The organism is Legionella moravica DSM 19234 (assembly GCF_000423305.1).
Classification (GTDB): domain Bacteria; phylum Pseudomonadota; class Gammaproteobacteria; order Legionellales; family Legionellaceae; genus Legionella; species Legionella moravica.
Genome location: NZ_AUHS01000028.1, coordinates 13243 through 39614, shown reverse-complemented (window position 1 = coordinate 39614; position 26372 = coordinate 13243). Strand labels below are relative to the sequence as shown.

The window sequence follows — 26372 nt, the reverse complement described above, 5'->3', positions numbered from 1 at the left end:
TGATTTCGATCTAGCGCTCCAGAATCGCAGCTACCCCCATGCCACCTGCTGTACAGATGCTGATTAAAACGCGGCCATTCCCTTTATGAGCAAGCATTTTAGCTGCAGATCCTACGATTCGACCACCCGTTGCCGCAAAAGGATGACCTAAAGCAAGACTTCCACCTTTTACATTTAATCGGTTTAAATCAATACTTCCCAGTGCGGATTTGCGTCCTAGGATGTTATTGCAATATTCTTCTGATTCCCAGGCTTTTAACGTACAAAGTACCTGACCAGCAAAAGCTTCATGAATTTCATAATAATCAAAATCTTGCAGGCGTAGCTTGTTTCTTTCTAACAAGCGGCTCACTGCAATGGTGGGAGCCATTAACAATCCAGCTCCATGCACAAAATCAACAGCAGCGACTTCGCAATCCACAAAATAGGCCTGTACCTCTAATTGACGGGCTTTTGCCCATTCAGGTGAGCTTAATAAAACAACGGATGCGCCGTCAGTCAGTGGGGTTGAGTTTCCTGCTGTCAGGCTTCCTTTGTCTGAGCGATCAAAGGCTGGCTTTAAATGTGCCAGCTTTTGCAAGGTTGTGTCTTTACGAGTAATGGTATCTCGATTTAGTCCATCGATACTGGTGATTAAATCATTAAAAAAACCTTCATCATAAGCTTGCGCAGCGTTTTTATGGGATAGCAGGGCCAGTTCATCTTGTGCTGCGCGGGAAATATTCCATTCTTTTACCATCAACTCACAATGCTCTCCCATAGACAAACCGGTTCGTGGTTCTCTTACTTCGGGGAGCTGGGGCTTTAACATGCTGAGCCTGAATGACTTAAGTGCGACCAGTTTTTCCGTAATGCGTTTAGCTTGTTTTAATTTAATTAGAAAATGAGTTAATTCTCGTTGACCAATTAAGGGGATGTCTGAATTCGTATCGGTGCCTCCTCCTATACCGGCACTGATTTGGCCGCTGGCGATTTTTAATCCAATAAGATTCACCGCTTCCAATCCTGTTCCACAGGCGCGTTGTATTGTTAGTCCTGGGGTCTCTGGAGATAATTCGCTTCCTAATACCGCCTCTCGAGCAAGATTCCAGTCAAACGGATGATTTATCACTGCACCAGCGATGACATCGCCTAATATTTGGCCTTGTAGTTTCGTCTTATGTATTAAATCAGCCAAAGCAGCACCCAGTAAATCTTGATTTGATTTGCCCAGATAGAGCGTTTGGGATTTAACAAATGGAGTTCTGGAGCTATTGATTATGGCCACCTTGTTTTTAAAACTCATAATAACTTCCTTCGTTGAAGCCTCTATTAAGCATATACCAAAAATGATCATTCAATTTATAGTGACGGTGTAATTCGATGAGTGTCTGATGAAATATGAAATAAGTTTATTTTGCTTAATGGAGAATAAGAGCCTAAACTTAATGTATTATATTTGGTCTTTGTGTGCGGGTTTTGAATGACTAATAAAGAAATAAACTCTCTTTTAGCGATTCATTTAAGTCATCCAAAGAGCCATGACGATTATTTAAGTGTGAAAAAATACGAGCGTGAGCTGATCAGTCAATTGATCCACATCAGTCATAATGACATGTCATTACCTGCTTATGCTGAACAGGTTATTAGTGTCTTGATTCAACATCCTCTGTTAAAAAATAATATAATCGTCATCTGGCAGTATGATGTGCACCAATCCATTAATCCCCTTGCCTTTTACGGTTCTGATTTCGATATTCAAAAAGAGTTGCGACAGGCCCCAGTGAAATTGGCAACCAGTTCGCTTTTAAAAATCAAAAAAGTCAGACTTAACCATCGGCGGCTGGATAATGTAACGAACCGCATTGATGTTTGTTTAGAAAAAACACAGCATGAACTGATTTGTATTAGTATTTGGTTTAATTCACCTGCCCATTATTTAGCCTTGGTGACCCCGTTTCTTAAAGATATATTAGGAGTGTGTGCTCTTACTTTTTCGAAAATGAACGTTAAACAAAGAGAAAAAATACTGAATACTATCCTGGAAAAGGCGGGTGACATTATAGAAATAACCAATGAAGAAGCAGTGATACAATATGTAAATCCTGCTTTTGAACACATTACATTGTACGATGCTGCTGAGGCACTTAATAAATCCGTATCGTCTTTATTACGTTCGCCTATAGAAGATATCACATTATTTGAACAGATAAAGGCTCAGTTAGACTCTGGGGCGATTTGGAAAGGCCAAATTCAATCACGAAAAAAAGACGGCAGCGATTGGATTGCTAAAACAACCATAGTTCCTGTGCTTAATGATGTTGGCAAAGTCGTCCAGCATATAGCTATAAAACAAGATATTACAGAGCAGATTAAGCAGATTAATCAGTTGAAGATAAGTGAGGAACGATACCGAAACTTGATGAATGCTGCTGCGGATGCCATTTTTATTCATGATTTAAGTGGACATTTTGTAGAAACAAACAGTGCTGCTTGTCAGTCATTAGGCTATACGAGGGAAGAGATTTGTACTTTATCTGTTTGGGATATCGAAATTGGTGCGACACAAGCGGCATTGAACCAAATTTGGCTGGATTTACAAAACGGTCCCATCACCTTTGAAGGACGCCATAAAAGAAAGGATGGAACTTCGTTCCCCGTTGATGTTCGCCTGGGTATTTTTAATGCCACTGGTGAAAAGCTGGTTTTGGCTATCGCAAGAGACATTTCTGCCAGAAAAAGCTCAGAGGATACCATCAGGAAACTAACCCGTGCTCTGGAACAAACTCCTGTATTAGTAATGATTACTGATAAATCCGGGGCTATTGAATACGTCAATGCCAAAGTGCTCGAGCAGACAGGATATTGTGCTGATGAGCTTTTGGGAAAAAATACAAGGATACTCCAGTCAGGTAAAACTCCAGTAGAAGTCTATGAGTCAATGTGGAATCAATTAATCAAAGGGGAAGAATGGCGAGGTGAGCTGCTCAATCGAAATAAAAAGGGGGAAGATTTTTGGGTATCCGCAATTATATCCCCACTTCGCAATGACAATGAGGAGACAACCCACTATTTAGCTGTTATGGAAGATGTGTCTCAGAAAAAAAGTTATGAGGAAATGCTGAAACATCAGGCAACTTACGATCATTTAACCAATTTACCCAATCGCTCTTATGGCGTTAGGAAATTAGAGCGTGCTATTTCAAAGGCCTATGCGAGTGAGAAAAAACTGGCAGTGCTGTTTCTTGATCTGGATGATTTTAAGCAGATTAATGACTCCATGGGGCATGCTGCAGGAGATATGCTGTTAAAGGCATTATCAGCTCGATACCTCTCTGTCATCCGACAGACCGATACAATTGCCCGTTTGGGCGGTGATGAGTTTATGCTGCTATTGGAAAATATAAATAATATCTCTGATGCGGAGCGTATTGTCCTGAAATGTCGGGAAATTTGTTTGTGTCCCTTTAAAATTGAATCGCTGGAGTTATATATTTCGTTCAGTATTGGAATTGCCATTTATCCTGATCATGGAATCGATGCGAAAACACTAATGCGTAATGCAGATGCTGCGATGTATCAAAGCAAAATGAAAGGAAAGAACAATTGGACAGTCTTTGCTAACACTATGACGGATACGGCGACTCATTATCTTAGCATCAAGGCCGAATTACCCCAGGTACTGGCTCGTAACGAGTTTTATTTATGCTATCAGCCTATTATTGATACTAAAGAAAATAAAATCATAGCAGCAGAAGCTTTATTAAGATGGAATAGTCAGTCATTGGGGTCGATTACTCCAGAACAAATTATTCCTATAGCAGAAGAAACGGGTCTAATCATTCCACTGGGGTATTGGATACTCAAAAGAGTGTGTTCACAAATTAAAGAATGGCAATTAATTACAGGGAGAAACATAAAGGTTGCGGTCAATATTTCACCTGTCCAGTTAAAACAAAGAGATTTTATAGAACAACTTAAGTCCATTTTAAACGAAGCGGAAGTACATCCCGAGTCTTTAATTTTCGAGATCACAGAATCTGCCTTTAATGATGACGACAAAATAATTTTGTCTCATTTAAATCAGTTAAATAAAATGAATATTCATTGTTCTCTGGATGATTTTGGTATGAGCTATTCTGCACTGGAGTACATCCGCTCCTATCCGGTCAAAAGCTTAAAAATTGATCGCGTTTTTATTCAGAGTATTAATACCAATAATAATGATATGAATTTGGTGAGCAGTATTATTGCCCTGTCCAAAAATTTAAAATTAGAGGTCATTGCAGAGGGGATAGAAACTGAGGAACAATTAGACTTGATTCGAACTCTTCACTGTGATTTGGTTCAAGGTTGGTATTTCTCAAAAGAAATGACCAGTGATAAATTTTTATTGTATTTAATTAATGAATAGATCAAGAACATGGGATTCTATCAGCAGAGGATAAAATCACAGTGTTTTAATCGAATCCATTTCTCATGATATACTCTCACATGTTTTATTCTCACCCATTCGTAGGCCATTGATCGATAAACGCTGATCTGGCCACGGTTTTCCAAGGAATTTGTTGATGTATTCTCTTGATTGGCCACGTATACACGGTATTCCAAAATCTACGGTCAGTTTTAAATTGGCTCCTGAAGATTTTCAGGTTAATGAGTATTTTGAGGGACAGTTTAGTGGTGAAGGCGAGCACATTCTGATTCGTATAGAAAAAAGAGGTTTAACTACCGAAGAGGTAGTTAAATCTTTGGGTCGGTTGATTAATAAACCGATAAAACTGATCAGTTATGCGGGCTTAAAAGATCGTCAGGCTTTAGCTACTCAGTGGTTAAGCATTCATGCTCCTGGTGAGACTATTCCTGGTATTGAAACACTTGAGGCACCGGGATGGCGGGTTTTAGAATGCACGCGCCATAATAAAAAACTTAGGCCGGGTTATTTAGCTGGCAATCAATTTGTCATGAGATTGAGGGATGTCTCCAATGAACAAGATTTAGCGGATCGAGTGGAGCTTGTTAAAACGACAGGCGTTCCTAATTATTTTGGGGAGCAGCGGTTTGGCCGCGAGGGTGGAAACCTGATAAAAGCAGAAGAAATGCTGGTACAGGGACGAAAAGTTAAAGATCGATTTTTAAAGGGAATCTATTGTTCTGCTGCCCGTTCATGGCTTTATAATTTAGTCTTGTCCCGAAGAGTGCTCGATTTAACCTGGAATGTCCCTCAGCCAGGCGATGTGATTCAACTCAGAGGATCAAACAGTATTTTTGTTATTGATGAGGTGGATGAACAGTTATTAAATCGAGTTAAGGATAAGGACATTGCTCCGGCAAGCCCATTACCAGGTAAGGGCAAACCCATGGTGCAGGGAAGGGCTCGTGAGTTGATTAACGAAGTGTTTTCAGATTGGAGTGAGTGGTTGGCTGGATTGGAGCGGAATGGCTTGGAAGAGGCTTGGCGCTCTAACATCCTTCATATTGAGCAATGCAATTATTCAATTCAAGATTCTGTTGCTGAATTATCGTTTACATTGCCAGCAGGAGCATATGCTACCTGTGTATTGCGTGAGTTGGCGCAGTACTAATCGGAACTATAGTGTTCCGATTCGTTGAGTTAATAAGGCGATAAACTTGATGAGTAAGCAGGGTAAAAATGATTTTGCATGCAGTTGTACTGCATGCAACAGCAAACCGCTTTTTAATAGTTAAGCACAGTGCGAATGCTTAATCCTCTGTGCATTAATTCGAAGCCTTCATTGATTTGATCAAAAGGTAACTCATAAGTAATCAGATCATCAATATTAATTCGTCCTTCCATATACCAATCAACAATTTTAGGCACATCAGTTCGTCCACGCGCTCCTCCAAAAGCGGATCCTTGCCAAACTCTGCCTGTAACTAATTGGAAAGGGCGAGTTGAGATTTCATGGCCGCCTGGGGCAACACCGATAATGGTTGAAACGCCCCAACCTTTATGGCAGCACTCTAAGGCCTGGCGCATGATGTCTACGTTACCAATGCATTCGAAGGTGTAATCAGCGCCACCTTGGGTTAATTCAACCAAATGCCCAACCAAATCACCATGTACGTCGTTTGGATTGACAAAATCAGTCATTCCCAGTTGTGTTGCAAGCCCTTTACGATCAGGGTTTTTATCTACGCCAATTATTTGCCGCGCGCCCACCATGCGTGCTCCCTGAATTACATTAAGACCAATGCCACCTAATCCAAATACAATGACTCGGCTTCCTGCTTCAACTTTGGCATTAAACAACACGGCTCCAAGGCCTGTAGTGACTCCACAGCCGATGTAACATACTTTATTAAATGGCGCGTCGTTACGAATTTTTGCCAGAGCAATTTCTGGCAGAACCGTATAATTGGCAAAGGTTGATGTTCCCATGTAATGATGAATGGTTTTGCCATTCAGACTAAATCGAGACGTTCCATCGGGCATGACGCCCCGGCTCTGAGTGTTGCGAATGGCCTGGCATAAATTGGTTTTTTGGGAGAGGCAGTATTCGCATTGCCTGCATTCAGGTGTATAAAGCGGTATAACATGATCGCCAGGTTTCAGGCTGGTTACCTTTTTTCCTGTTTCAACGACTACCCCGGCTCCTTCATGCCCCAGAATAGCTGGAAAGAGTCCTTCGGGATCCTGCCCTGACAGAGTATAACGGTCGGTATGACAAATTCCGGTTGCTTTAATTTCTACTAAAACTTCAGTATCTCGCGGTCCTTCCAGATCAACCATTTCTAGTTCAAGTGGCTCACCTGCTGCAAATGCTATTGCTGCTTTTACTCGCATGATTCCTTCCTGTATTGATTGTGTTGTATATCGATATTGATTCTTTGGTTACTTTAATGCAGTTCATAAGAAAAATCATTTTAAATCATATATCTTAAAAGGAAGAGTGGAGCCGAAACGAGTGTTTCGGCTTAAAATTTGATTATCGGGTCAGGCTGAATCCACAACTCGTTTCAGTAGTTGTGTTGAGGCTGTCGACAACAGTTGATGCGGCACGAGTGACCAGGTAAAGAGGATTCAACATTAAAGCAAGGGCGGTTGAAAACAGGGCCAAGGTGGCCATTCCTGTTGAAACCAGTGCATGCGTTGCTGCCAGTTTGAAGGTTTCGCTGGTGGCTTTGCTTAAGTCGGATGTAGGGGCAATAATGACCAATGCCAAAGCGCAGGGTGCTAAAATAACAGATACAGCAAGGGAAAGTACCGCTTTTAATAAAAAGCTCAAGGTATGAATACCCAGCCACAATGGTTTCTCAATCGGTCGAACTGCTAAAGTTGCGAATTCGTCTATAGACCGAATACGGTTAAAATAACTTTTTTGTGGAATAGGGATCGCGTCTGAATATTTATTTCTTAAAGAAGAATATTCATCCCATGTTGCATTGAGTTGAGAAAAAAACGAATGCCCGGCCATTGATTACTCCAAAATTTATATATGAATTTGCAGGATAGTAAAAAAAAGCACAGTAATTGTAAATATAATTCATATGGACCCATCGCATCCGGTTTAAAATGCATGAACACTATTCAGATTTCGTGATGTTTTGAGCTATTGAAAAAAGCCCTGTCTTCCGATATCGAATCAACAGGGCTAAAGAGCGTTTTACAAGGTTTTAGTTTGTGCCGTGTTTGAATTGGTTTGTATCCATTGCTCCATTTCCTGAACCAAATCCTTTTGAGTGTAGCGTGCCGTTTGGTGTGCGGTTACTAAACCCTTTTGCGCCAGTGCGTCAGCAAGATATGAAGTGAATGAATGATGGTGATAGGCTCTGGATGAATCACTCATAAAATCTTTTAGAGTACCTACAATCTCTTGTGCGGTGAGTGTATCTGAATTTATTGAGCTGTATAATGCATTTGCAGTGGCTAAACCTTTTGCTCCGTGACGTAAAAAGCTAAAGAAGCCATCTCCTTGTCCTCTGTTCACTTGAGCATTTCCTTTGTCACCAACTCTATGGTATTGGGTATAGTCTTGTACTGCTTTGAGTACAGCTTCCTGAAGCTCTTTTGCAGTGAGTTGATTATTGCTTTCTGTCGATTCTGGATTGGTATCTAATGCACTTGGTTCAGCAGGTATAGCCAAACCTTTGACTCCATTTGCAACGATTGCCTGAAGCTCTTTTATCGTTTTTTGTTTTTCGGGTTCAACAGGCGTTGACTCGGTGGTTTGTGCTGGTACTGAAGCAGATAGTACAGGTATTGATTCTCTTTCGGATGGTGATGCAGTGTTTTTATTGGGCTCGGTAGCTTGTGGTACTGCTGATGATGCGTCTTCACCTGCTTTTCTTCTGGTGGGCAATCTACGTCCTTTGGGGGCTGGGCGCGACTTGGTCAGTGAATCTAAAAGTGGAGCACTTTTGTTTTGATCGCTCTGTTCCTGTTCTTTTGTTTGTGATGATGACGCTACAGCCAGAAAAGTTCCCGTAGCTTTGTAGTGTTGGTATTTGGTTTCGGTATCTATATGAGCCCAGGCATTTTGGAGATCGACAACAGGAATTAATGCGGCTGCTTGTGGTCCATAGGGGTTAACTGCACCTATTCTTTTCATCCTTTCAAGCAGTTCATGTTGTTCTTTTAATGCAAGATATTTTTTTTGAATGTCTCCAAAAGTATCTGTTGCTGTTACATTAAGGAGATTGAGTAATTCTTCAGTAGTTTTCATATAAACTCCGGTATATTGGACTCGAATGGGCGTGTCTAAATTATAATTACTCCTCCTTAAGGAAATATTAATTGCTTCATCGTGGCGAAAAAGACCGGTTGAATGGGTGAGTTAGCCACGAATCAGCTATGGGCCATTACATTTTTTTCACGAACTGGGATTTAAGTTTCATTGGCCCTATCCCATCAATTTTACAATCGATATCATGATCGCCTTCAACCAGGCGAATGTTTTTTACCTTTGTTCCTACCTTGACTACCAGTGATGAACCTTTGACTTTCAAGTCTTTGATGACCGTAACTGAATCGCCATCTTGAAGGATATTGCCGTTAGCATCTTTTATAATACGTGAATGTTCCTGGTCTGCTTCCTGATGGTCTTTAGCCCATTCATGCGTGCATTCCGGGCAAACGTACAGAGCGCCGTCCTCGTAGGTATATTCAGAATTGCATTTAGGACAATTGGGTAATTGATTCATGGCTGATTTCCTGCATTGATTAAATAAAGGGAACAGGACTTACGGAAAAGCCCAATCGCTTCATGAAACAAAAGAGTTTCAAAGCCAGTCATCAAGCCTGTGTGTATGCTTGTATTGTTGGGTTTTTTCGTAAGTTCTGGCGCTATGATAACGCATTTAGAGAGCAGGCGTATATTTTCTATATCTTTTGGATGAGTTTGTCGCATCAATTGAAGTCAATGTGAACATTTATTGATGCGACTTTGGCGTTAGGAGTTATTAATCTGGCTTAAAGGACTCTAGTGTTGGGGAAGTAGATTGATCCGCAGTAGAATATTCTTTTGAAGAATGTTCTACCAAGAGTACTCCAGGAAAATGAGCGACTGGAGCATCAGACTGAGAAACAGGTGCTTTTCCACCTAAACCACGCAACGAGATGATGCTGCTGCAACTTTGGATAGAGTTATCGGTATTGAGTTTTGGTCCCGCATTAGGGCTGGGTTGTCTGGCTATATCAATTATTAATCCAAATACTCCAGTTATTAGCGCTGTATGGGCACCAAGTACCGCTCCAAGTATTGTGGCTCCAATGAGACCCAATCCGAAAGGAGCAAAAACACCGCTGGCTACTAAAGCAAAACCAACTATAAAAGCAAGGCTAAAGCCTAATCCAGCCATTGTAGCCATAATTTTTGCAGGGCTGGAATTTGATGTCAGAGGTGGCGTTTGCTGTGTTTTGGTGTTATCGGGTAGTACAGATTTTGGCTGAGGATGGTTATTCGGAGCCTCATCGGATACATGGGCTTGTATCACTACAGTTGAATTTTGCCCGTCAGTTATTTCCTGTTGTGGCGTAGATTGAGCGTGTTCATCGCTCCTTTGAATTGTTGATGTTCCCAGGTTGAAGATTCCAGCTACCCGTAAATCCACATCTGTGGTTTGAGTAGACGAGGCAGACGTAGAGGGTTCAGTAGTCAGTGAGTCCTGATGTTCCGTGTTGGGTTCCACTATGAGGGCCTCTGGTCTTAAAATGTCTGCCTTGACATCATCCAGGTAGAGATTCCACTCGAATTGTCCTGGTTCTTTATTAAATGCTTTAGTTTGCTCGTCGGTATAAGAATTCAATCTGGCTGCATCACGCATGGCTAAGAAATCACTCCTCGCATCATCAAGAATATATAGAGATGATGGACGTTGGCCTCGTAGATCTCGCACTTTAAGGTCTCTATCAACATCTTCAAATTTAAAGCCACTCTCCATAAAGGTTAATTTATTGATTTCACTGTCAGAAAATCCCTGATACTTAAACAGCGCGTTTACGTACTCGGAGCGATTTCGAGTGACTATATTAATACTGACCTGGTCATTCGCTAATAATTCATGGAAAAATTGAACAGCTGACGGTGCCATAAGCATGTCAGCGTCAGGTTTATTGAAGTCGAATTGCTCGGTGTATTCACCAAATTTTGTTACGAACAGTTCCTGGATTGCATCGACGGACTTCATCGGTGTTCTTTTGTAATCCTGAGTTTTACCTTCTTCATAACCTACTAATAGCGATTGGTAGAAGGGGGTAAATACAGCTTTACTTCCCGCTCTACTGGTTACAGTGCCATCAAAATCTGTATAGATTACTACTTTGGTCATTATCGTTCGTTCCAAAAAGTTAAATAAATAGAAAATATAGTGTATTCAAATTTACTTAAGGAATTATTAAGACAGATATAATTCGGTTCATTTTGTCTTTTTAATGAACCGAATTTTGGGTGTATGAATTAGGCATACGAGTCATTTAGGGGGGACTCAATCTAGTTCAAACCAAGCTCCGCAACAAAGGCCAATCCCAGCTTTGAAAAATTTACCATATGCTCCAGATTAATGATGTCGAGTTTATCTTCAGAAGTGTGTAAATAGGGATTATCATCATCCAGGGTGGTCGCTGAAGGATAGCAAGCGCTAAATCCTTCCCTTGTCCAATTGGCGTGGTCGCTGCACGCGTAACCGCATCGGGTATAAGCTACTGGAATTTTGACGTATTGAGTTAATAATTGAGCGATAAATCGGGTGAGATCCGAATCAACATAATCTTTAAGTAACCATATCGTTTGGTCTTTTGGATTTGCTCTGAATCCTGCTTGATCCAACTGCATCACCGCTTTAACAGGAATTTTTTTATTTAAAAAATGGTTCACAACATAACCAGAACCGACCAGGCCACGTTCTTCAGCTGCGTAAGCAATGATATAAACTGGATGATCCAGTTGAATTTCCGATGCTAACAATGTTCTGGCTATCTCCAGGGCTACTGATATACCGCTGGAATCATCATCTGCTCCTGGCATGTTTCCATCTAAGGTATCGATGTGAGCGCCAATGACAATTGCTGCGGTCGGTTTATCTTTACCAATTACGGTTATTGTTGAGGGTTGAGGGTATTTTGTTCCTGTTGCAATAAAATAGCTGTTAACATCCGTCCGTCCATATTCTTGGGCCAGTGTATCGAATTGCTCTTTAAACCAATGAGCGGCAGCTACACCGGTATCGGATTTTGCCGAGCGGTTAAGGTAACTGGTCAAATGTTGATTGGTTTGCCAAATCTTGCCCGGCTCGATCAGCTTAAATAATTGCTCGACCTGTTGTTCATGACGAATTGGATAGGATTTATTGCTGAATAATTCTTTGTTGTGTGTAAAATGCTGTATTAACTGTTCAGGACTCAGTGTTGTACGAGGAGTATTGGAGTAATAGGCATCCAGGTTAAGAAATTTTCCGCAAGTTGGCCTGTTCTCATGCATCGTATTTAATACTTCATTATCCAGTTCGGTTTCAATCAAACTGAATTCAGTCGTTTGATGAATGACCCTGGCTTTTTCTTTGAGTTTGTTAACCATACAGTTTGTAACGATTAATCGATCTTTATTTATGGCTGCTTGAGTCAATCCTGAGGTGCTTAATGCTCCTAATATTAGTGAAGATAGAATACTGTAGCGATATAACATAACCCAAACTCCATTTATTGAAATTCGGGCACTATATAACAAACAATAAAGTTTCAGCTATGATTTATTTAAAATTAAATCCGCATTTTAGAATGAATTACAGAAGGCTCGTCCCGGCCGTAATAAAGTTTCTTTACTAAAAGTCGATACAGATGTTGATGATTAATGGATGATTCTTATGAAAATAATTACTGTCGGTGCTAACCAATTACAATTGGTAATTAGTCAATGGATTCTTCACATATTGGGTTTAGTGATTCTCATTGGTAGTTTATTGGCAAGTTCCTTTATGATGTTGGAATACACGATTGTTTGTAAAGAGAAGCAATTAAACAGTGCCAAATCATGCACCTTGGAACGCAGCATTTTTAATATTTATCACTCAATTACTGATTTGGGCCAGTTAAAAGGAGCTTTTGTTATGAGTGGCCGTTCAAGTAAAGGGGGAACGGTTTACTCGGTAAATCTCGTTACTGGTAATGGTGACGTGAATCTTACAGGTGGAAGCTCAAGTGGTCGAATCAATAAAGACCGTGCTGCTCAGGCTATAAATAACTACATTAACCAAAGTTTTGATACACATTTCAAGATTCCGTACCCAACACCTTGGTGGGCTTATATTTTAGCCGCATTTATCTCATTACTAGGGATTGTTTTACTTGCGGTAAGAGGGGTGACCGTTGATTTTGACCGGATATTGAAAACAATCGTGATTAAACGAAAAGGATTTTTTCATGCAGAGGAACAAAAATTGTCGTTTTCAGATGTTGAACAAGTAATCATTCAGGAAAGTAGGGGAAGCAAGGGGGGCATGACCTATCGATTGGCTTTGGCCTTAAACAATCAGCCTGCGTTACCGCTGGTAAGCACTTACGATTCTTCTTTGAGAAAAAAAGAGCGTATTGCCAAACAACTCAATGATTTTATGCAGATACATCAAGACCGAAAAACCATGCTATAACGTGACAAAACCTCGGTATTCTTCCCAAGGTAAATCTTCCCTGGCGTAGCGGTCTACCCTGGCAAGTCGAGGCCCACTTTGGAGCCAAATATGAAATTGCTCCAATTGTTCATAGGTACCACAAGCAAATACTTCTACTCTGCCATCATCCAGATTTCGTGCCCAGCCACTTATGCGCAGTTTATCTGCTTCAATCTTGGCTGAGGCACGAAACCAGACTCCTTGAACTTTTCCAGCAATGTAACAACGCATACAGAGTTGATTTGTCATAAGAGATCGTGTTTCTTTATCTTTTATGCCGATAATAATAGCACAAAATAACCAATGGAAAGAGAACTATAACATTCTGTTCCACCGGTTATATTATCTATTAGCAGCGTACATTGATTGAAACGTAAGGTCCGCCTACTGAAAAATTACTTTGGGTGTGTTTGGCACTTGATGTAGAGAGTGAACCTGAATCAATGGCAATAACATTGGTATTGGTTTCGTAACTTGAAAGAGGATTAATGTATAAGGCGCCCATGTAGCCCGCTTCAAACGTTAATTCAGTTTTTTGATTATAGAGGTATCGATAACTTAAACCCAGTTTTGCATCCAGAGCCGTAACCAGCTGATTAACTGTGGGATTTGCAAGCCCTTCCTGGTTTACATAGATCTGCGCTGCAATTAATTCCTTGGAAGTACCGGTAAATTGGTATTGAGCCGGCTGCATTCTGCCATAAAGGAGCGAGCCTGCGAATTGGCCAATCAGATGAATACCCCGATAAAACTCGTAGTTGTTGTTAAGTCCTAATCTTGGCCCGATGCCTTTGTACGACGTGGTATTGTTAAATACAAAAATGGGTAATGGTAAACCACGAAAGGTAGATATCAATCGTTCTTTAATAAACACGGAACTGATTCCAGTAAACAGGCGGCTTTGCAGGTTAGAGCCAAAATTGATAAATTTTCCCATATCAAGATTAACGGAATCGTAATTAAAATTCAGTTGGGTATCGGCTATTTTCAATAAGGAAACGCCAGTGATCTGACCTGTTGCGGTCGGGGGTGTTCCTGTTTGGGAAAAAGGAGAAACCCACTGTGATGTTGGATTCACAATGACTCCATCACGGTCTTGGGAGTCGAGGTGCGACCAGTTCAGTTGGACATCGGTACCAGGGTTTGAGAACACGTAACGAGCTCCCAGATTAAAGCCCATTTGGTATTCAGGATCTATCGTTTCCACCTGCCAGTTAGGCGAGGGTATGGGGAGCACGGTTGTGATGACTGCCCAGCCTAAATTATCTGCGTGTGGCTGGAGGTATGTAGCGCTTGCTGTAAATTCAAATCCTGGTTTTAAATCCGGAATATAAACCCGGATTGAATTGTCCTCTTTGGCAGGACCAACATCACCGGCAAAGCTTAATGCACAAAAAAGCTGCAAAACGAATATAATAATAAATCTAGTGTTCATCTGCTTATGTATCCCTTCATAAATATTTTAGTGTAAAAAATCCAAGTCCTGTCATTAAGTTAATGCGACTTGAATTTCCATTGTAGATTGGTTTTGGAATGAGCTTTGAGACTTTGATTTGGCCTGTCATTGCTCAGTAATGGCTGTATTGTGGGCAGATGCCATTTTCCGCGGCAATCATATCATAGATAGTTCATAAAATAAGGATTATTTAAGATCGTGCTTGGTACATGACACAAAACCTGTCTTGCCCGCCTGCGCGGGAATACGGGTTTTTGTCATGAAGAGAGCGTGGATACGTCTTAAGAATATTGATGGATAACACGTGTTAAAAATATTGGATAAGCTCAGTAACCTTTGATTTGGACTATACTTTCACATATGGCTTTAAGTATAACTCGAATCATCTGGAGTAAAACATGCATGATAAAAAAGTTCTGGAACGATTAATCGTATTGAGACAATTAGAAGAACAAAAAAAATTGGAAGAACAGCAGTTGCAGGAATTAAATCAACTTATGGAGAAGAACAGCCAATTGGCGAAAATGTCCATGCTGGAATTACAAGAAGCCTTGGCGAAAGAAAAAGAGTTGCCGAAGGCAGATGTTTCAAGTAAAAATCTTGATCCCATTGTTGAAGATTATAAAAAGCAATTTAGTAAAGAAGATTGGTATAGAGAGCCTAAAGTTGAAAATGGCAGGGTAACGCTTGCATTTCCTACCAAGGAAGCTATGACTGATTTTTTCCATAAACAGGCTGAATTAAACAGACCTTTTGTTGTCGTGGATCATGCAACCAATAAAGTGATGGCTTTCTCAAAAGGTGATGGCAATTTATATCATGGTGATGGTCGGCCCTATGTCAAAGGGGATGAATTGACACCTAGTGGATTGGACATAGAGGAGTATCGAAAACAACAAAAGAGCCCCTCGAATCTGTCACCAATGTCTGAAACGGTGCAGGATCCCGGCAAGGGAATAGATGACGCAAAACTTCCTTCCATCCCAAAAGAGCATGCAGAACACGATGACAGAGAAATCCTGGATGATGAGAAACAGTCAGATATGCAACTTGGGACCTGATAGTGCTTAATAGGATGCCTTGAATTTGGGTTCATAGAAGTATTGTGCTTTGACTCTTGGGGTTTTAAACATGATAAAATCAGACATGTCGCCCAGACATATAGGCCTTGTTGCTGATGATTTGAAAGGTAATGGATCTTTGGGGCGTTATATTATTCTCACCGGATCAGATGGCCGAGCAAAACGCATCAGTGAACATTTTGAATCAGTTCAGATAAAACCACATCCACGACAGCATAATTGTTATCTTGGTGTGATGAAACAAGATCACAGGAGCCTTGATGTTGCTGTTATATCAACGGGTATGGGAGGCGGTAGTGCTGATATTATCATTACAGAATTAATGCTGCTGGGAGGCAGTCGTTTTCTACGTGTTGGTACTGCAGGAACGCTCTTGCCGATTCAAGTTCGCTCAGGAGATTTGGTTATCGTTACAGGTGCTGTACGGGATGACAAAGCCAGCTGGGATTATATTTACAAGGAGTACCCCGCAATTGCTTCTTTGGAGTTTGTTCTGGCTTCTCAGGAAGCGAGTAAAGATATGCCTTCAACTGCATTCAATATCCATACCGGAATAGTTCACTCTAAAAGCTCACTTTTTGCCAGGGAATTTGGTTTTTCATTGATGGATGACAACAGTTCCTACATGACGACCTTGAAAAGAGCGGGCGTATTGGCCAGCGAGATGGAGTGTGCGCAATTATTTATACTTTCCAGTTTGCATACGGCGTTCAGGTACGCGTCTAACTCACTGTATCCACCTATTCTGAGTGGAGCAATTTTGGCTGTTATTGGTGATGATATTGCGTTTGACAAAGATGAACAGTTGATCGAAAAAACGGAAGACCACGCAATAGAACTTGGATTAAAAAGTTTGTTTAAATTGAAGGCATAGGAACATGAATTAAGTAAGCACCTGTTGGCTATCCCTCATTTGGGATTAGCTGTCCTATGCCATCGTTTTATTCACATAACGGATACGAAGCCTGTTTAACAAGAAGCCATATACGGGAACAAATGCAACCAGGCTAATGATGATTTTAAACAGGGCATCGACGGCAGCAATCTCTGGCCAATGCTGATTTAAAAATGGATTGGAACTGTGATAAAACGCAATAGCAAAAAATAAAAGGGTATCGATGAGATTCCCAACGGTAGTTGACAGTGCAGGGGCTAGCCACCAGGACGAATGAGTTCTATAGTGCTGAAAAACGAAGATATCAAGAAGCTGCCCAGCAACATAAGCGATAAAACAGGCGAATGCTATACGTAAAGGTATCGGATGTAGAACAAAAAAAAGACTCAAGTCTTGAGTTTCTAAATAGCTTGCAACAGCATAAGAAATGATTAATCCAGGAAACATACTACGAAAAATAATAGTTCGTGCAGCACTGGCGGAAGTGAGCCGGGTTGTGAGATCGGTTAGAATAAATATGGCGGGGTAGGTAAAGGCCCCCCAGGTTGTATGAAAACCAAGAAGTTCAATGGGGTATTGAACTAATATGTTGCTGATTGTTATTAAAAAAACATGACAAACAGATAAAATTCCGACAGAAGAATTACTTAAAGGTGAATGATTCAATTCCAATGGTCTCTCGTTTAGAAGCCTCTTGCCCAACTGTTCCAAGGCTCATTGATATTTTAGAATAGTCAAATTGCCAATTCAATAATGGCATTTCATTGGCGATGTCTGAGGTTATCTGATTACATCGAAATGCCTGAGAATAGTTTACCGTATTTTTGGACTATAATTAAGCATATAGGCTGTATGCGGTTCTGAAAATGAGTTTAACAGAAGATTTTGTCCAGCAGAATCCTGAACTAATCAAAAAATTAACAAAAGTGGGTCTTGTGCAGGAGCATATTGAATATGGTCCATTGAATAAAAACCCATATACCTATGCTTTTGAGCACTTGATTTCAGCATTTCTTGATTACCAGGTTGGAAACAACAAGGAGCCTGTTACCTTTGAAATAAAAGATGAAATTTTGTATGCAAGGTATCAAAATGAGATCTTTGATATGAGTGAAATAATACGTTTCGCTAATATGAATCATGTAGCCTTGAGTAAAGAGGACGCGGCACATTATGAAAAGTTCATTAATAGTGGATTATCAATGGAACTTCCCCGATTGCCCGATCTGGATGGTATTCCTACTGAAAATGATTATAAAGAGCGAGAAAAGGCATCATCAAAACCAAAGGCATTGGAACAATTAAATTGGTCAGAAAAGAGCGCTATCAATATTTATTCAGGTGGATTTTATGTTCTGTGTAACAGTTTATTAAGAGGTTCGACTGAGAAAGTATCTTCTCTTGACTCCCGGCAACTGGGCGAAACATTATGCCATATTGCTTTTGTCAGCAGTGGCCTCAATCAGATTTCGGAAACCCATCCAGTACATACCTTTAGGGTAGAAGACAAATTCAGTGAAGAGTACATTGAAGAACGAATTAAAGCCGTGGAACAAGGTGGTCTTGTTACTCAGGAGATGGGGTTTATCAGTACATCACATGAGAAAATCGAATCGGAATTTATGAGGGCAATGATAGAAGAAGGTATCAACTCGGGCGTAATTACCGGGATTGTTTATTCCAATGTTATCGGGAAATACATATCAAGTATTTCCAGAAAGCCAGAGGAGCTTGAATATCTGATACCCCCTACCCAAATGCAGTGGACAGGATATGATAAAAATCCAAACGGCGGTTGTATTTTTCATGCACAGCCAGTGAGCACTTTAACTGGATTAAGTGAGAAGCAATCGAGAGGGGTGGATGAGGAACATCCTTTAGTAAAAAGCTCCAATACTGGTTTCTATACAAAATTGATGAAGGGTCAGTTGGACGCTGCAAAGAATTCAAAATCCGATTTAACTGCCGCAGATGAGGCATCGCTTTCTTCAAGTCCCCAGAAACGTTAGTGTGGAATTTTTGGATTTTAAAATAGCTAAGCTCTGCTCTGTTGACGATATCAGGTACTTAATGACGGTCCTGAAAATGAAAAGTAGCGGTTGAGCACGGGTTCAATGTCTTCTGTAGTGGCATCTATTCCTGATAAAAGCAATGTGTTATAGACATAGTTTTATTCAGGAATAGCATCAATAAAGCTGAATCCGATTTCAAAGTAATAACTTCTTGCTTCAGTGGTGATTAGTCTAAAGTATTTAATCGATTATACTCTGCTTCTGGGTTTTGCTTGAGATGCACATTTTTGTAAATATCGTGAACGATGATCATAATAACTGCTACTGCGGCGAGATATTTAAACATATCAATGAATAGCAGTAAGGTGTCTTCTCCTAAGCAAATCATGCTGTAGCCCGGAGCTCGACCTCTGTTTGCCTCCATGCATTCATTAAAAAGAGTTTGATTGTACGTCATAGTGTTCATCCTTGTTTGTATTGTTAATAAAAGAGCACATTATCCTGATTTGCAGCAAAAGAAAAGTATTTAAATCAATAATTTCTCCATCCCATTCTAAAGTGGATTTTGGATAAAATATTGGGTCGCTTAGAAATGCAGTTAGCCTGGTTGCTCGCAACCAGGATTTGATGCACCAACTATAAGCTTCGATTTAGACACTTGAGAAACCATGATCCTGTTTGCGAGCAAACAGGCTACCACTCCTATTCTCTTGATTCCTCGGGCACAGCCGTTGGGCATGGGCAAAGATGTGAGCAAAAGACAGTTTTTGCAGCCAGTTTTTGCATGGACGCCATGATCCGGTTTTTTGCTTGGTAAAATACCTAAGTAAGGAGTTGTTTTCCGTTTGTCAGTGGATTAAACCCAGCCAACCAAATTACTTTCACATTGCTCTTTTTTTTGCCTCGACGTATACTTGAGCGCTTTTTTATTACACAAGACTAGAGGATATTTATGGCTGGCAAATTATCAATAAGTTTTCTAACAGGTTCAGATCACGTAATTCAAAATCGTTTAAATAGCGATATTGTTATTCCACGTAAACGTCGTACAGTAGATCAGATGTTCTTTCAGCCTTATGAGTCTAAAGAAGAGTTTGTTTTTTGCGCACGCCATACATTTTTACCAGTAGCATTGATTGGATTGGCAATTTTAGATCCTGCGGTGCTCATAACCATGCCTGCGGTAATTGGCGCGATTATTATTGGTGGCGCTGTTCTTTCTGGAATCCATGAATTAGTTGGGGATGAGCATAACGCATCTTATTTTTTTAATGTCGCAAAATATATATTTAACGACTTGTGTCAGGCGGTTCTTGATTTAGTCGTATTGCCCCTATCGTTGCTTGTAATGACAACTCGAGGAGCCTCGACTGGATTACATGCTGCAGTAGCTTCTACTGAACGTGATGAGACACCAGCTCCTGGTCTCTAAAAAGGTTCAGCACGTGTCTTGAATGAAGCATTCAAGACACGTGCGATATCTGCTGAATTCATTAAGATAACTGATTTCAGCAAGCCGCCTCAGCACCGGCTTGTAATCGCCTTAAATATATAAAGTGAAATCGTCTTCAGCTATTGACTGATGCATTTCTTTAAAGCACTCGGTTGCATCTTGGGCTGAATTAATCTGAAACTCTTTTTGAGGTAAGAAAAAACCCGCACTGAAGTTTCTATTCATTTTATTTAATGAAGCTTGCAGCTCGTCCTTTGCATCCCAAAAATGTTCCACTTTTTTGGAAAACTTATGAACGTGTTTTTCTATAGTTTCTATACGATGGATTTCCTCATCCAAAGAAGAATGGCGCAGCCGCGTCATGATCATTTTTTTTGCTAATTTTTTCAGTTCCACAAGCATAAAGTGCTGTAAATTTTTTTGTTGATCAGAGACACTATCATAGTGATCTTCTACTGTTTCAGGTTTAAATACATCATCCATAGCTTGCTGGATCAGGCTGGGAGATATTCGTGTAGTAAATAGTTCATGAGCAACCAGCGCTTTTTGCTCGCGAATGGCCTTTTGATAATTTCTTGAGGTAAGAATTTCAGCAATAATAACACCTAAAGAAAAATAATCATGTTCTTTGTGGTATGGTTCTTGATGTTCCAGACTATATATTTCCGGATCGGTGTAACCATCGGTCCCACAGAGCTCTTTTATTTCTGAGTCGACAGGAACGGCGTCGCCAAAATCAATGATACGCACTTTAAGAGTCTCATTTGCATAATATACTTTAATGTTTTCTGGCTTTAAATCTCGATGCAATAATCCATACTGTTCCTGAAGTTTTAATACTTCTTTCATTAAACTGATGATAATTTTCAATTGCAGCTCAAAATCAATGCTTTTTTTATGAGGACAGTAGTTGGCATAGATATCATGCTTGGAAACCGTTTCATCAGTAACATAAAGGACTTGCAACAAAGTATCCCCTGGTATTTGTTTCATGATCAACGCTTGCTCGTTACTGTTGATTTGATAACGCGCATAAAACCACCCTCTTTTTTTAAGATTCTCGATCTCTATGTCACGTACTTCTTTAGTGACGCTTTTATTGAGTATTTTTATAGCCAGGTACTGTTTGTTTATTAAATCATATCCCCTGATTACTCGATTAGCCCCTTCTCCTTCAATTTTTTGCTTATCGACAAGAATGACTGTTTTGGTTTGAGTTAATGTATCCGTTTTCATTATTCGGTGAGGGGTCACTACCAAGTGGATATTTGGTCTGTCTTCATCAGTCAATACAACAATATCGGTGTCTTTCATTTTTAAATAGGGTTTTAATCTATTGAGGTACTGATGCAGGGTTTCCTTATTTACTGGTAGCAAATCAGTGAATGCTTGTTCTCTTGGTGATTCCTTTTTTCCACTATGTGGACTGGTAAATGATCTTCTTTTTCTGGGAGATTCACTGCTTTCGCTCCCGGCAAGAAACCATCTTGGACTGCTTGAATTTCTGCGTGGCGAAGGAGTTGAGGAATGAGCAGTATCATGAAGAGAATCTGATGATTTTGTGCCTGCCTGGATTATTATATCTCTGGGAGAGCTTTTATCTTTTGGAGAGCTTTTGCTTTTTGCCACGTCGCCCTCTTTAGAGGCTTTGGACCTTGCCTTTCTTTCTTCTAAATTTAGTGAAATTTTCCTATTTTGACTACGGGAACGGGGTTTTTGAGGTGTGTCAATGTGAACTAAATCACTGGTAACTACTGGATTGGAATGGGTTTCCTTTACTGGTCTTGCCGGTGCTTCACTGCCGGTGGTTGTTGTAGTTGCCTGATTCGATTGATTGACGTGTATCTTATCAACTTCAGGGTTGATTTTATTGTCCAAAGAAAGTTGTATGTTGAGATAAGTATCCAGATTTAATTTAATTATTTCCAAAATCAAGGCTGACTTTAATTCTGGAGAAAGAAGCGTATTTTCCGACACGTTGTGCAGCATTTCATTTAGAATGGATTCTTTGATTAATGCTTCGTTTTGTTGCATTTTCTTTTGTTCAAGTGCTTCTTTAATAGCTGTTGTAGATTGCATAAAATTGTTCCAAATCTAAATTATTTCATATGTATTTATGACTCACTATCTATAGATGACAGGGGATACTTGTTCAGGGCCATTTCCCTAAAAAATACAGTTGTCTCAATTGAGCTCGCGGATTATACGTTAACCTATATTTAATATCTAACTTCTTTTTGAAACAGGATACATTATGGAAAATGAAAGAGCGGCTGTTACGCTGGATGACTGCAGTTCTATTAGTGAAACTGTCCTTGATTCCTACACAGAAGGGTCAAATCTTGTCTTTTGCTATTATCATATCATGACAAATTTCTGATTTGTATGATTTCTAGCCCATGGTACAGGCAAAAGGCAAGATCGGATCCCTTTACTTATTGTGCGGGCAAAAATTCAAAAGGTTTCGTCGGTTTTAACAGTTTTGATACTTCTCCCGCATAAAAAGTACCTCTATCAACTAAAAGACTTAGCACTGGAGCGCCGGGAGCAAAATTAATTTTTTTCAGATTCACCCAAAAAATGTTGGGATAGGTTGATGAGTCAAAATAATAAACACGATTTTTCTGATCAGAGATGGTGCGCCAAACAGTTGATGCAAGGTTAGGTTTTGCCGCATCCGAGATGCCCAAAGGAACAGAAACAGAGCGTATAACCCCCAATACTCCAGCAATAGCCTGATAGGTATAAGCCTGTTCGGGTACATTTTGAATGTAATTTTTATCCACTTGTTTTGGAATGGACTGAATCAAATATGAGGCTCTGGCAAATCTATCCGCAGCACTGATGGTTCCCGGTAAAAATACAGAACCGTTAATGTTCTGCCAGTATTCGTTAATTGCCAATTGTTTGCTGTAAATGGGGGAATTAGTCATCACCTGATATTGACGGCCATGATGAATCACCAACTCGCCATTAATGTATTCAAAAATAGCGGAGTCACCATTAGAATCGGATAATGATAAGTGGACTGTGCTTGCTGTTCCATCCGGTAAATGGGGCGCGATAATCTGAAAGGGCTTTTTAGACATGGCCTCTACAGCTTCATTAACTGTTGCAAAATTATCCAGAACATATTGCCCCCATATACTCACCGATAAAGGAGGATGCCCTTCTTTGGCACTGCCATAATCTGACTCTGCCAAATAAAGCATGTTGGTGACCAAGCCACGCTCATTCATTCCATCGGCCGTTGCAAAGTTATATATAGAGATAACCACTGATCCGTATTTTGATGTCCATTGTGGTGATTCGGGGCCTGCCAATCCATTACGTTTCATCCCTCTTGGAAATACCCAGATACTGGACTGCATGTTTTCCTTCCAATCCATAGAGCGACCAGTAATAACCAGATTATCAGAACCTAAATACACTGCACGTGTGCACGCGTTGCTGGTTGGCATCTGACTCAATAAAAGCCCTGAGCATAAAAAGGTGGTTATTCTTTTCAGGAATTTTTTTTTCATTTCATTATTCAATCCATGAACTCATTTTCATCGTTTATTATTAGTTATCTGGCAAGGCTTAGCAAGCCATCAAAAACTCCTGAAAGATGATCTTTTATCAAATCATCCTCCGCCTTTGGTGTTGGTGTAAAAAACCATCTGAGTTGCTCGCGCCTGGCATTACTCAGCGCATGTCGTTGACTTGCGCCTCTGACTCGGGAGGGCGCGTTAGCAAGCAACAGCATCACAACCACTTTAGGTGTCGCGTGTTCGATAGCTAATTGCACCAAATTAACTTCAGGTTCTCTGGTCAGCCTATCTTGTGCTGAGGGTACAAATTCTCTGTCCCGTGTATCGTGATCGCTATCATCAGAACAGGCCTGGACTTCGCAATTATCAACATCCTTGGTGCTCACACAACCCACTTCCTCTTTTATATTGAATCGCTTACTGCTGAGCATCATTCGAAAGATGTCCTGTTGATTAGAAATAATGGCTAAAGCAAGTGGTGAGATTTTTTCGTAAAATGTTCTTCCCTGGAGCGAGTGACTGATTGACTGATCACAACGACTAATTTGCAATGCCTTACAGCTTAATAAGAGCCCTAATGCTACTCGATCTTCATTCACCACCGCTAAATGAAGCAAGGATGCGCCTAAAAGCCTGTCAGTATTGACCCGATGGAAAGGATCATTAAAGCAATTTATAAAATATGGTGTACGCAACATATATCTTAAAGCAAAGTAGCGTTTGTGTTTCAAAGCATTAAGTGCAAACGCCATGGGCAAGGTGAGCGCCGGATTTTTTTTGTCATCTACGCCAGCTAAACCATGTTCAGACAGTAATGATTCATCTATTTTACCAAGCAATTGGGAGTAATCTCTTGGGTTGGTCAAGCGAACGATTTTATCCCCAACTCCACGCGCCAACGTTCTACGAAATTTTACCATCTGATTGATTGGTGATTTAACTTCTTCAGTATTAGTACTTGTATTACAACGAGGTGAATCAATAGGCGGAGTCAGCGAAAAGGTTTTTCCTATGCCTTTATAAATCAAAACATACCCATCTTCTTCGGCTTTCTTACGGGCTATTTCAATCAATCGTACTTCGTGAAACCCACACAACCACTCACCTAAAATCTGTTTAAAAGCCACCATTTCTTTTGTATGTGGCGCAGCATGCTCCAACATCTCCTGTAACGTATTATAAAACACCTCGTCTATACCGTATTTGGCAAGATAAATCTGTTTGTAGGGTCCAACAAAAGAAGGATATTTTGCAATGTGTTTGTAGATGACTCTTTGTCCAGGCAAAAAGGAAGGAAAACAGGACTCCTTTTCAGGGACAATGTTGAGTTCACTACTCAGTCTGATTTCAGCATCCCATGTCAATGTTGGAATATGTAAAGGGCCATCTACATCAAAATCGGTGAGCGGATGCAAGGAGACATAAACCGCTCCTGAATATGGGCGCTCTGCCCGGCCTGTTTTATTCCACCGAGGTCTGAGCCGCTCATCTTTATGACCCTTATAGGGTTTGATGCCATAGGCATATTTATCGGCATGATACGGAGTGCCGCCAGTAGAAAGAAAAGGGTTAGCATCATTAATGAGCATCTTACTGAGCATGGGATCTTGCGATATGTATCGATGAAATGCATCATAGGCTTGAGTATAGAGATTTTGTAAAAAATAAGCGTAGGTTGAGTAGCTGTAGCCCTTCCAGGCAAGGGGACGAGGTTCACGAAAAGTCAATAATAATTCACGAAGTGTATTAGCTATCAAGGTTACTTTTCTTCTGGTTTTTGGATCTTTAAGACGCTGCCGTCCATCCGCATAATCTTTAAAAATATCAATTCCAGCAGCTTTATAGACAGAGGCACTGTATTGCGGCTGTCCTAACTCATCCGCTTTACGATGGCCTTCACGTGCTGGTTTATTCCATCTTGATGTTAAATAGGTCACGCCTCGATATTGCGCAATTTTGAATTGGGTTACTACTCTTTTTTGGGCTTCTTCAATAGAATATCCAAGCCCAATATATGCGTTAAGTCTCTCCAGATCTCGCGTTACAGCATCCATATCCTCTGACTTAGGATGATGAATTTGCATACGATCCTGCAGTTTAAATACGCTGGAGGCGTCATTAATTTTCTTAAAATCGCCACGTTGATAGTCTTTGTTTTTTTTTCTATAAAAAAGATTATTTCGCTGAGCATGGGACTGAGAAGTTTTGGCTTCAGAGAGAATAGCCTCACGGTCTTCTTCTGGTTGGGCAAGAAACGCTTGTTCTTCTTCCGAATCCGAATCATCTGACAACCAGGAACCAAAAAAATCATGTTGAGTTGTTTCTTGATGGAGGAGGTACGATTCATATGCTTTTTCATCTTTCTCCTCAAACGAAGAGTCCAGGGAATTGATGTAATATCTTAGGTTAATGCAATACTGATCATCCCAACCATGACGTTTGCTTTTGTACAACAATGTAGTAATGAGCTTATTGATGATAAGCTCTGTTGTATCATAGGAATTAATTTGAGCTAAATGTTCAACCTTTGCATGCTGAATGACCAACATACGAATAATGTTTTCGTTCTTTCCCTGTGCTGCTGTTATTGGCGTTTGCTCGTTATTATTGGCTTTAAACAGGTCAGGGTTTTGAGACAGCAAATAACGAACAATCAACGGGCGTTGCCGTACAACAGCGAGCATCAGCGGTGTATTGCCGTTAATATCAGTGCAGTCAATATCAGCTCCATTATCAATCCATTGTTTGACGTCATCCAAAGATCCTAACCGAACTGCCTCATGAAATGTTTTCATCATTAAACCAACCACGGGAAAATAATGGCGCACTATATCACA

Annotated in this window: 21 protein-coding genes; 7 read left to right on the top strand and 14 right to left on the bottom strand. The window is 40.4% G+C overall.

The annotated features are described in order from the left end of the window. Window positions 1-10: 10 nt before the first annotated feature. Complete coding sequence (locus tag G543_RS0108025) at window positions 11-1285, bottom strand: acetyl-CoA C-acetyltransferase (protein ID WP_028384066.1); 1275 nt, start codon at window positions 1283-1285, stop codon at window positions 11-13. 177 nt (window positions 1286-1462) lie between these two features. Between G543_RS0108025 and G543_RS0108020 the strand changes: the two genes are divergently transcribed. Together G543_RS0108020 and truD are read left to right on the top strand one after the other, a co-directional pair. Further along, complete coding sequence (locus G543_RS0108020) at window positions 1463-4393, top strand: sensor domain-containing protein (RefSeq protein ID WP_028384065.1); 2931 nt, start codon at window positions 1463-1465, stop codon at window positions 4391-4393. 157 nt (window positions 4394-4550) lie between these two features. Continuing rightward, on the top strand, window positions 4551-5564 hold the full coding sequence (gene truD / locus G543_RS0108015; RefSeq protein ID WP_028384064.1) for a tRNA pseudouridine(13) synthase TruD: 1014 nt from the start codon (window positions 4551-4553) through the stop codon (window positions 5562-5564). 113 nt (window positions 5565-5677) lie between these two features. On the opposite strand, the gene G543_RS0108010 is transcribed toward truD, so the two are convergent. The 6 genes from G543_RS0108010 to G543_RS0107980 form a co-directional block, all read right to left on the bottom strand. Next, complete coding sequence (locus G543_RS0108010) at window positions 5678-6787, bottom strand: S-(hydroxymethyl)glutathione dehydrogenase/class III alcohol dehydrogenase (RefSeq protein WP_028384063.1); 1110 nt, start codon at window positions 6785-6787, stop codon at window positions 5678-5680. A 142-nt stretch (window positions 6788-6929) separates the two neighbouring features. Continuing rightward, window positions 6930-7418 (bottom strand): hypothetical protein, encoded by a 489-nt coding sequence (locus G543_RS0108005; RefSeq protein ID WP_028384062.1) that lies wholly within the window; start codon window positions 7416-7418, stop codon window positions 6930-6932. Window positions 7419-7607: 189 nt separating this feature from the next. Beyond that, window positions 7608-8666, bottom strand: coding sequence for a hypothetical protein (locus tag G543_RS0108000; protein ID WP_028384061.1), 1059 nt, complete (start codon window positions 8664-8666; stop codon window positions 7608-7610). Between the two features lie 136 nt (window positions 8667-8802). Further along, window positions 8803-9144 carry a zinc ribbon domain-containing protein YjdM gene (locus tag G543_RS0107995; protein WP_028384060.1) on the bottom strand — a complete coding sequence of 114 codons (342 nt, stop codon included), beginning with the start codon at window positions 9142-9144 and terminating at the stop codon, window positions 8803-8805. Window positions 9145-9402: 258 nt separating this feature from the next. After that, complete coding sequence (locus tag G543_RS18385; protein WP_028384058.1) at window positions 9403-10770, bottom strand: DUF2892 domain-containing protein; 1368 nt, start codon at window positions 10768-10770, stop codon at window positions 9403-9405. 161 nt (window positions 10771-10931) lie between these two features. After that, window positions 10932-12122, bottom strand: a complete 1191-nt coding sequence (locus tag G543_RS0107980) for a M20/M25/M40 family metallo-hydrolase (protein WP_028384057.1) — start codon at window positions 12120-12122, stop codon at window positions 10932-10934. Window positions 12123-12300: 178 nt separating this feature from the next. Between G543_RS0107980 and G543_RS0107975 the strand changes: the two genes are divergently transcribed. After that, window positions 12301-13083, top strand: a complete 783-nt coding sequence (locus G543_RS0107975) for a hypothetical protein (protein WP_028384056.1) — start codon at window positions 12301-12303, stop codon at window positions 13081-13083. Here the strand turns inward: G543_RS0107975 and G543_RS0107970 are convergent. Continuing rightward, on the bottom strand, window positions 13078-13353 hold the full coding sequence (locus tag G543_RS0107970) for an acylphosphatase (protein WP_028384055.1): 276 nt from the start codon (window positions 13351-13353) through the stop codon (window positions 13078-13080). The two genes, G543_RS0107975 and G543_RS0107970, sit on opposite strands and share 6 nt — an antisense overlap. A 100-nt stretch (window positions 13354-13453) precedes the next feature. Further along, window positions 13454-14539 (bottom strand): Lpg1974 family pore-forming outer membrane protein, encoded by a 1086-nt coding sequence (locus G543_RS0107965; RefSeq protein ID WP_035921771.1) that lies wholly within the window; start codon window positions 14537-14539, stop codon window positions 13454-13456. Window positions 14540-14958: 419 nt separating this feature from the next. Between G543_RS0107965 and G543_RS17450 the strand changes: the two genes are divergently transcribed. Together G543_RS17450 and G543_RS0107955 are read left to right on the top strand one after the other, a co-directional pair. Then, window positions 14959-15621 (top strand): hypothetical protein, encoded by a 663-nt coding sequence (locus G543_RS17450; RefSeq protein WP_051190645.1) that lies wholly within the window; start codon window positions 14959-14961, stop codon window positions 15619-15621. 70 nt (window positions 15622-15691) lie between these two features. Then, complete coding sequence (locus G543_RS0107955; RefSeq protein WP_028384053.1) at window positions 15692-16516, top strand: nucleoside phosphorylase; 825 nt, start codon at window positions 15692-15694, stop codon at window positions 16514-16516. A 54-nt stretch (window positions 16517-16570) separates the two neighbouring features. Here the strand turns inward: G543_RS0107955 and G543_RS0107950 are convergent, their stop codons facing one another. Then, window positions 16571-17209 carry a 7-cyano-7-deazaguanine/7-aminomethyl-7-deazaguanine transporter gene (locus G543_RS0107950; RefSeq protein WP_028384052.1) on the bottom strand — a complete coding sequence of 213 codons (639 nt, stop codon included), beginning with the start codon at window positions 17207-17209 and terminating at the stop codon, window positions 16571-16573. Between the two features lie 194 nt (window positions 17210-17403). Between G543_RS0107950 and G543_RS0107945 the strand changes: the two genes are divergently transcribed. Continuing rightward, on the top strand, window positions 17404-18546 hold the full coding sequence (locus tag G543_RS0107945; RefSeq protein WP_028384051.1) for an ADP-ribosyltransferase: 1143 nt from the start codon (window positions 17404-17406) through the stop codon (window positions 18544-18546). Between the two features lie 229 nt (window positions 18547-18775). On the opposite strand, the gene G543_RS0107940 is transcribed toward G543_RS0107945, so the two are convergent. Next, window positions 18776-19006: a hypothetical protein gene (locus G543_RS0107940; protein WP_028384050.1), complete on the bottom strand. Its 231-nt coding sequence runs from the start codon at window positions 19004-19006 to the stop codon at window positions 18776-18778. A 495-nt stretch (window positions 19007-19501) separates the two neighbouring features. On the opposite strand from G543_RS0107940, the gene G543_RS0107930 reads away from it, so the two are divergent. Beyond that, window positions 19502-19981 (top strand): hypothetical protein, encoded by a 480-nt coding sequence (locus G543_RS0107930; protein ID WP_028384049.1) that lies wholly within the window; start codon window positions 19502-19504, stop codon window positions 19979-19981. A gap of 111 nt (window positions 19982-20092) precedes the next feature. Here G543_RS0107930 and G543_RS0107925 read toward each other — a convergent pair whose 3' ends face one another. The 3 genes from G543_RS0107925 to G543_RS18380 all read right to left on the bottom strand — a co-directional run bounded on the left by G543_RS0107925 (window position 20093) and on the right by G543_RS18380 (window position 26333). Next, window positions 20093-22081: a protein kinase domain-containing protein gene (locus tag G543_RS0107925; RefSeq protein ID WP_028384048.1), complete on the bottom strand. Its 1989-nt coding sequence runs from the start codon at window positions 22079-22081 to the stop codon at window positions 20093-20095. A 356-nt stretch (window positions 22082-22437) separates the two neighbouring features. After that, a complete protein-coding gene (locus G543_RS0107915; RefSeq protein ID WP_028384047.1) occupies window positions 22438-23526 on the bottom strand; it encodes a linear amide C-N hydrolase in 1089 nt (362 codons plus the stop codon). Between the two features lie 44 nt (window positions 23527-23570). Next, the gene (locus tag G543_RS18380; RefSeq protein ID WP_058388975.1) at window positions 23571-26333 is read right to left on the bottom strand and encodes an ankyrin repeat domain-containing protein; all 2763 of its coding nucleotides are present in this window, start codon (window positions 26331-26333) and stop codon (window positions 23571-23573) included. Between the last annotated feature and the right edge of the window lie 39 nt (window positions 26334-26372).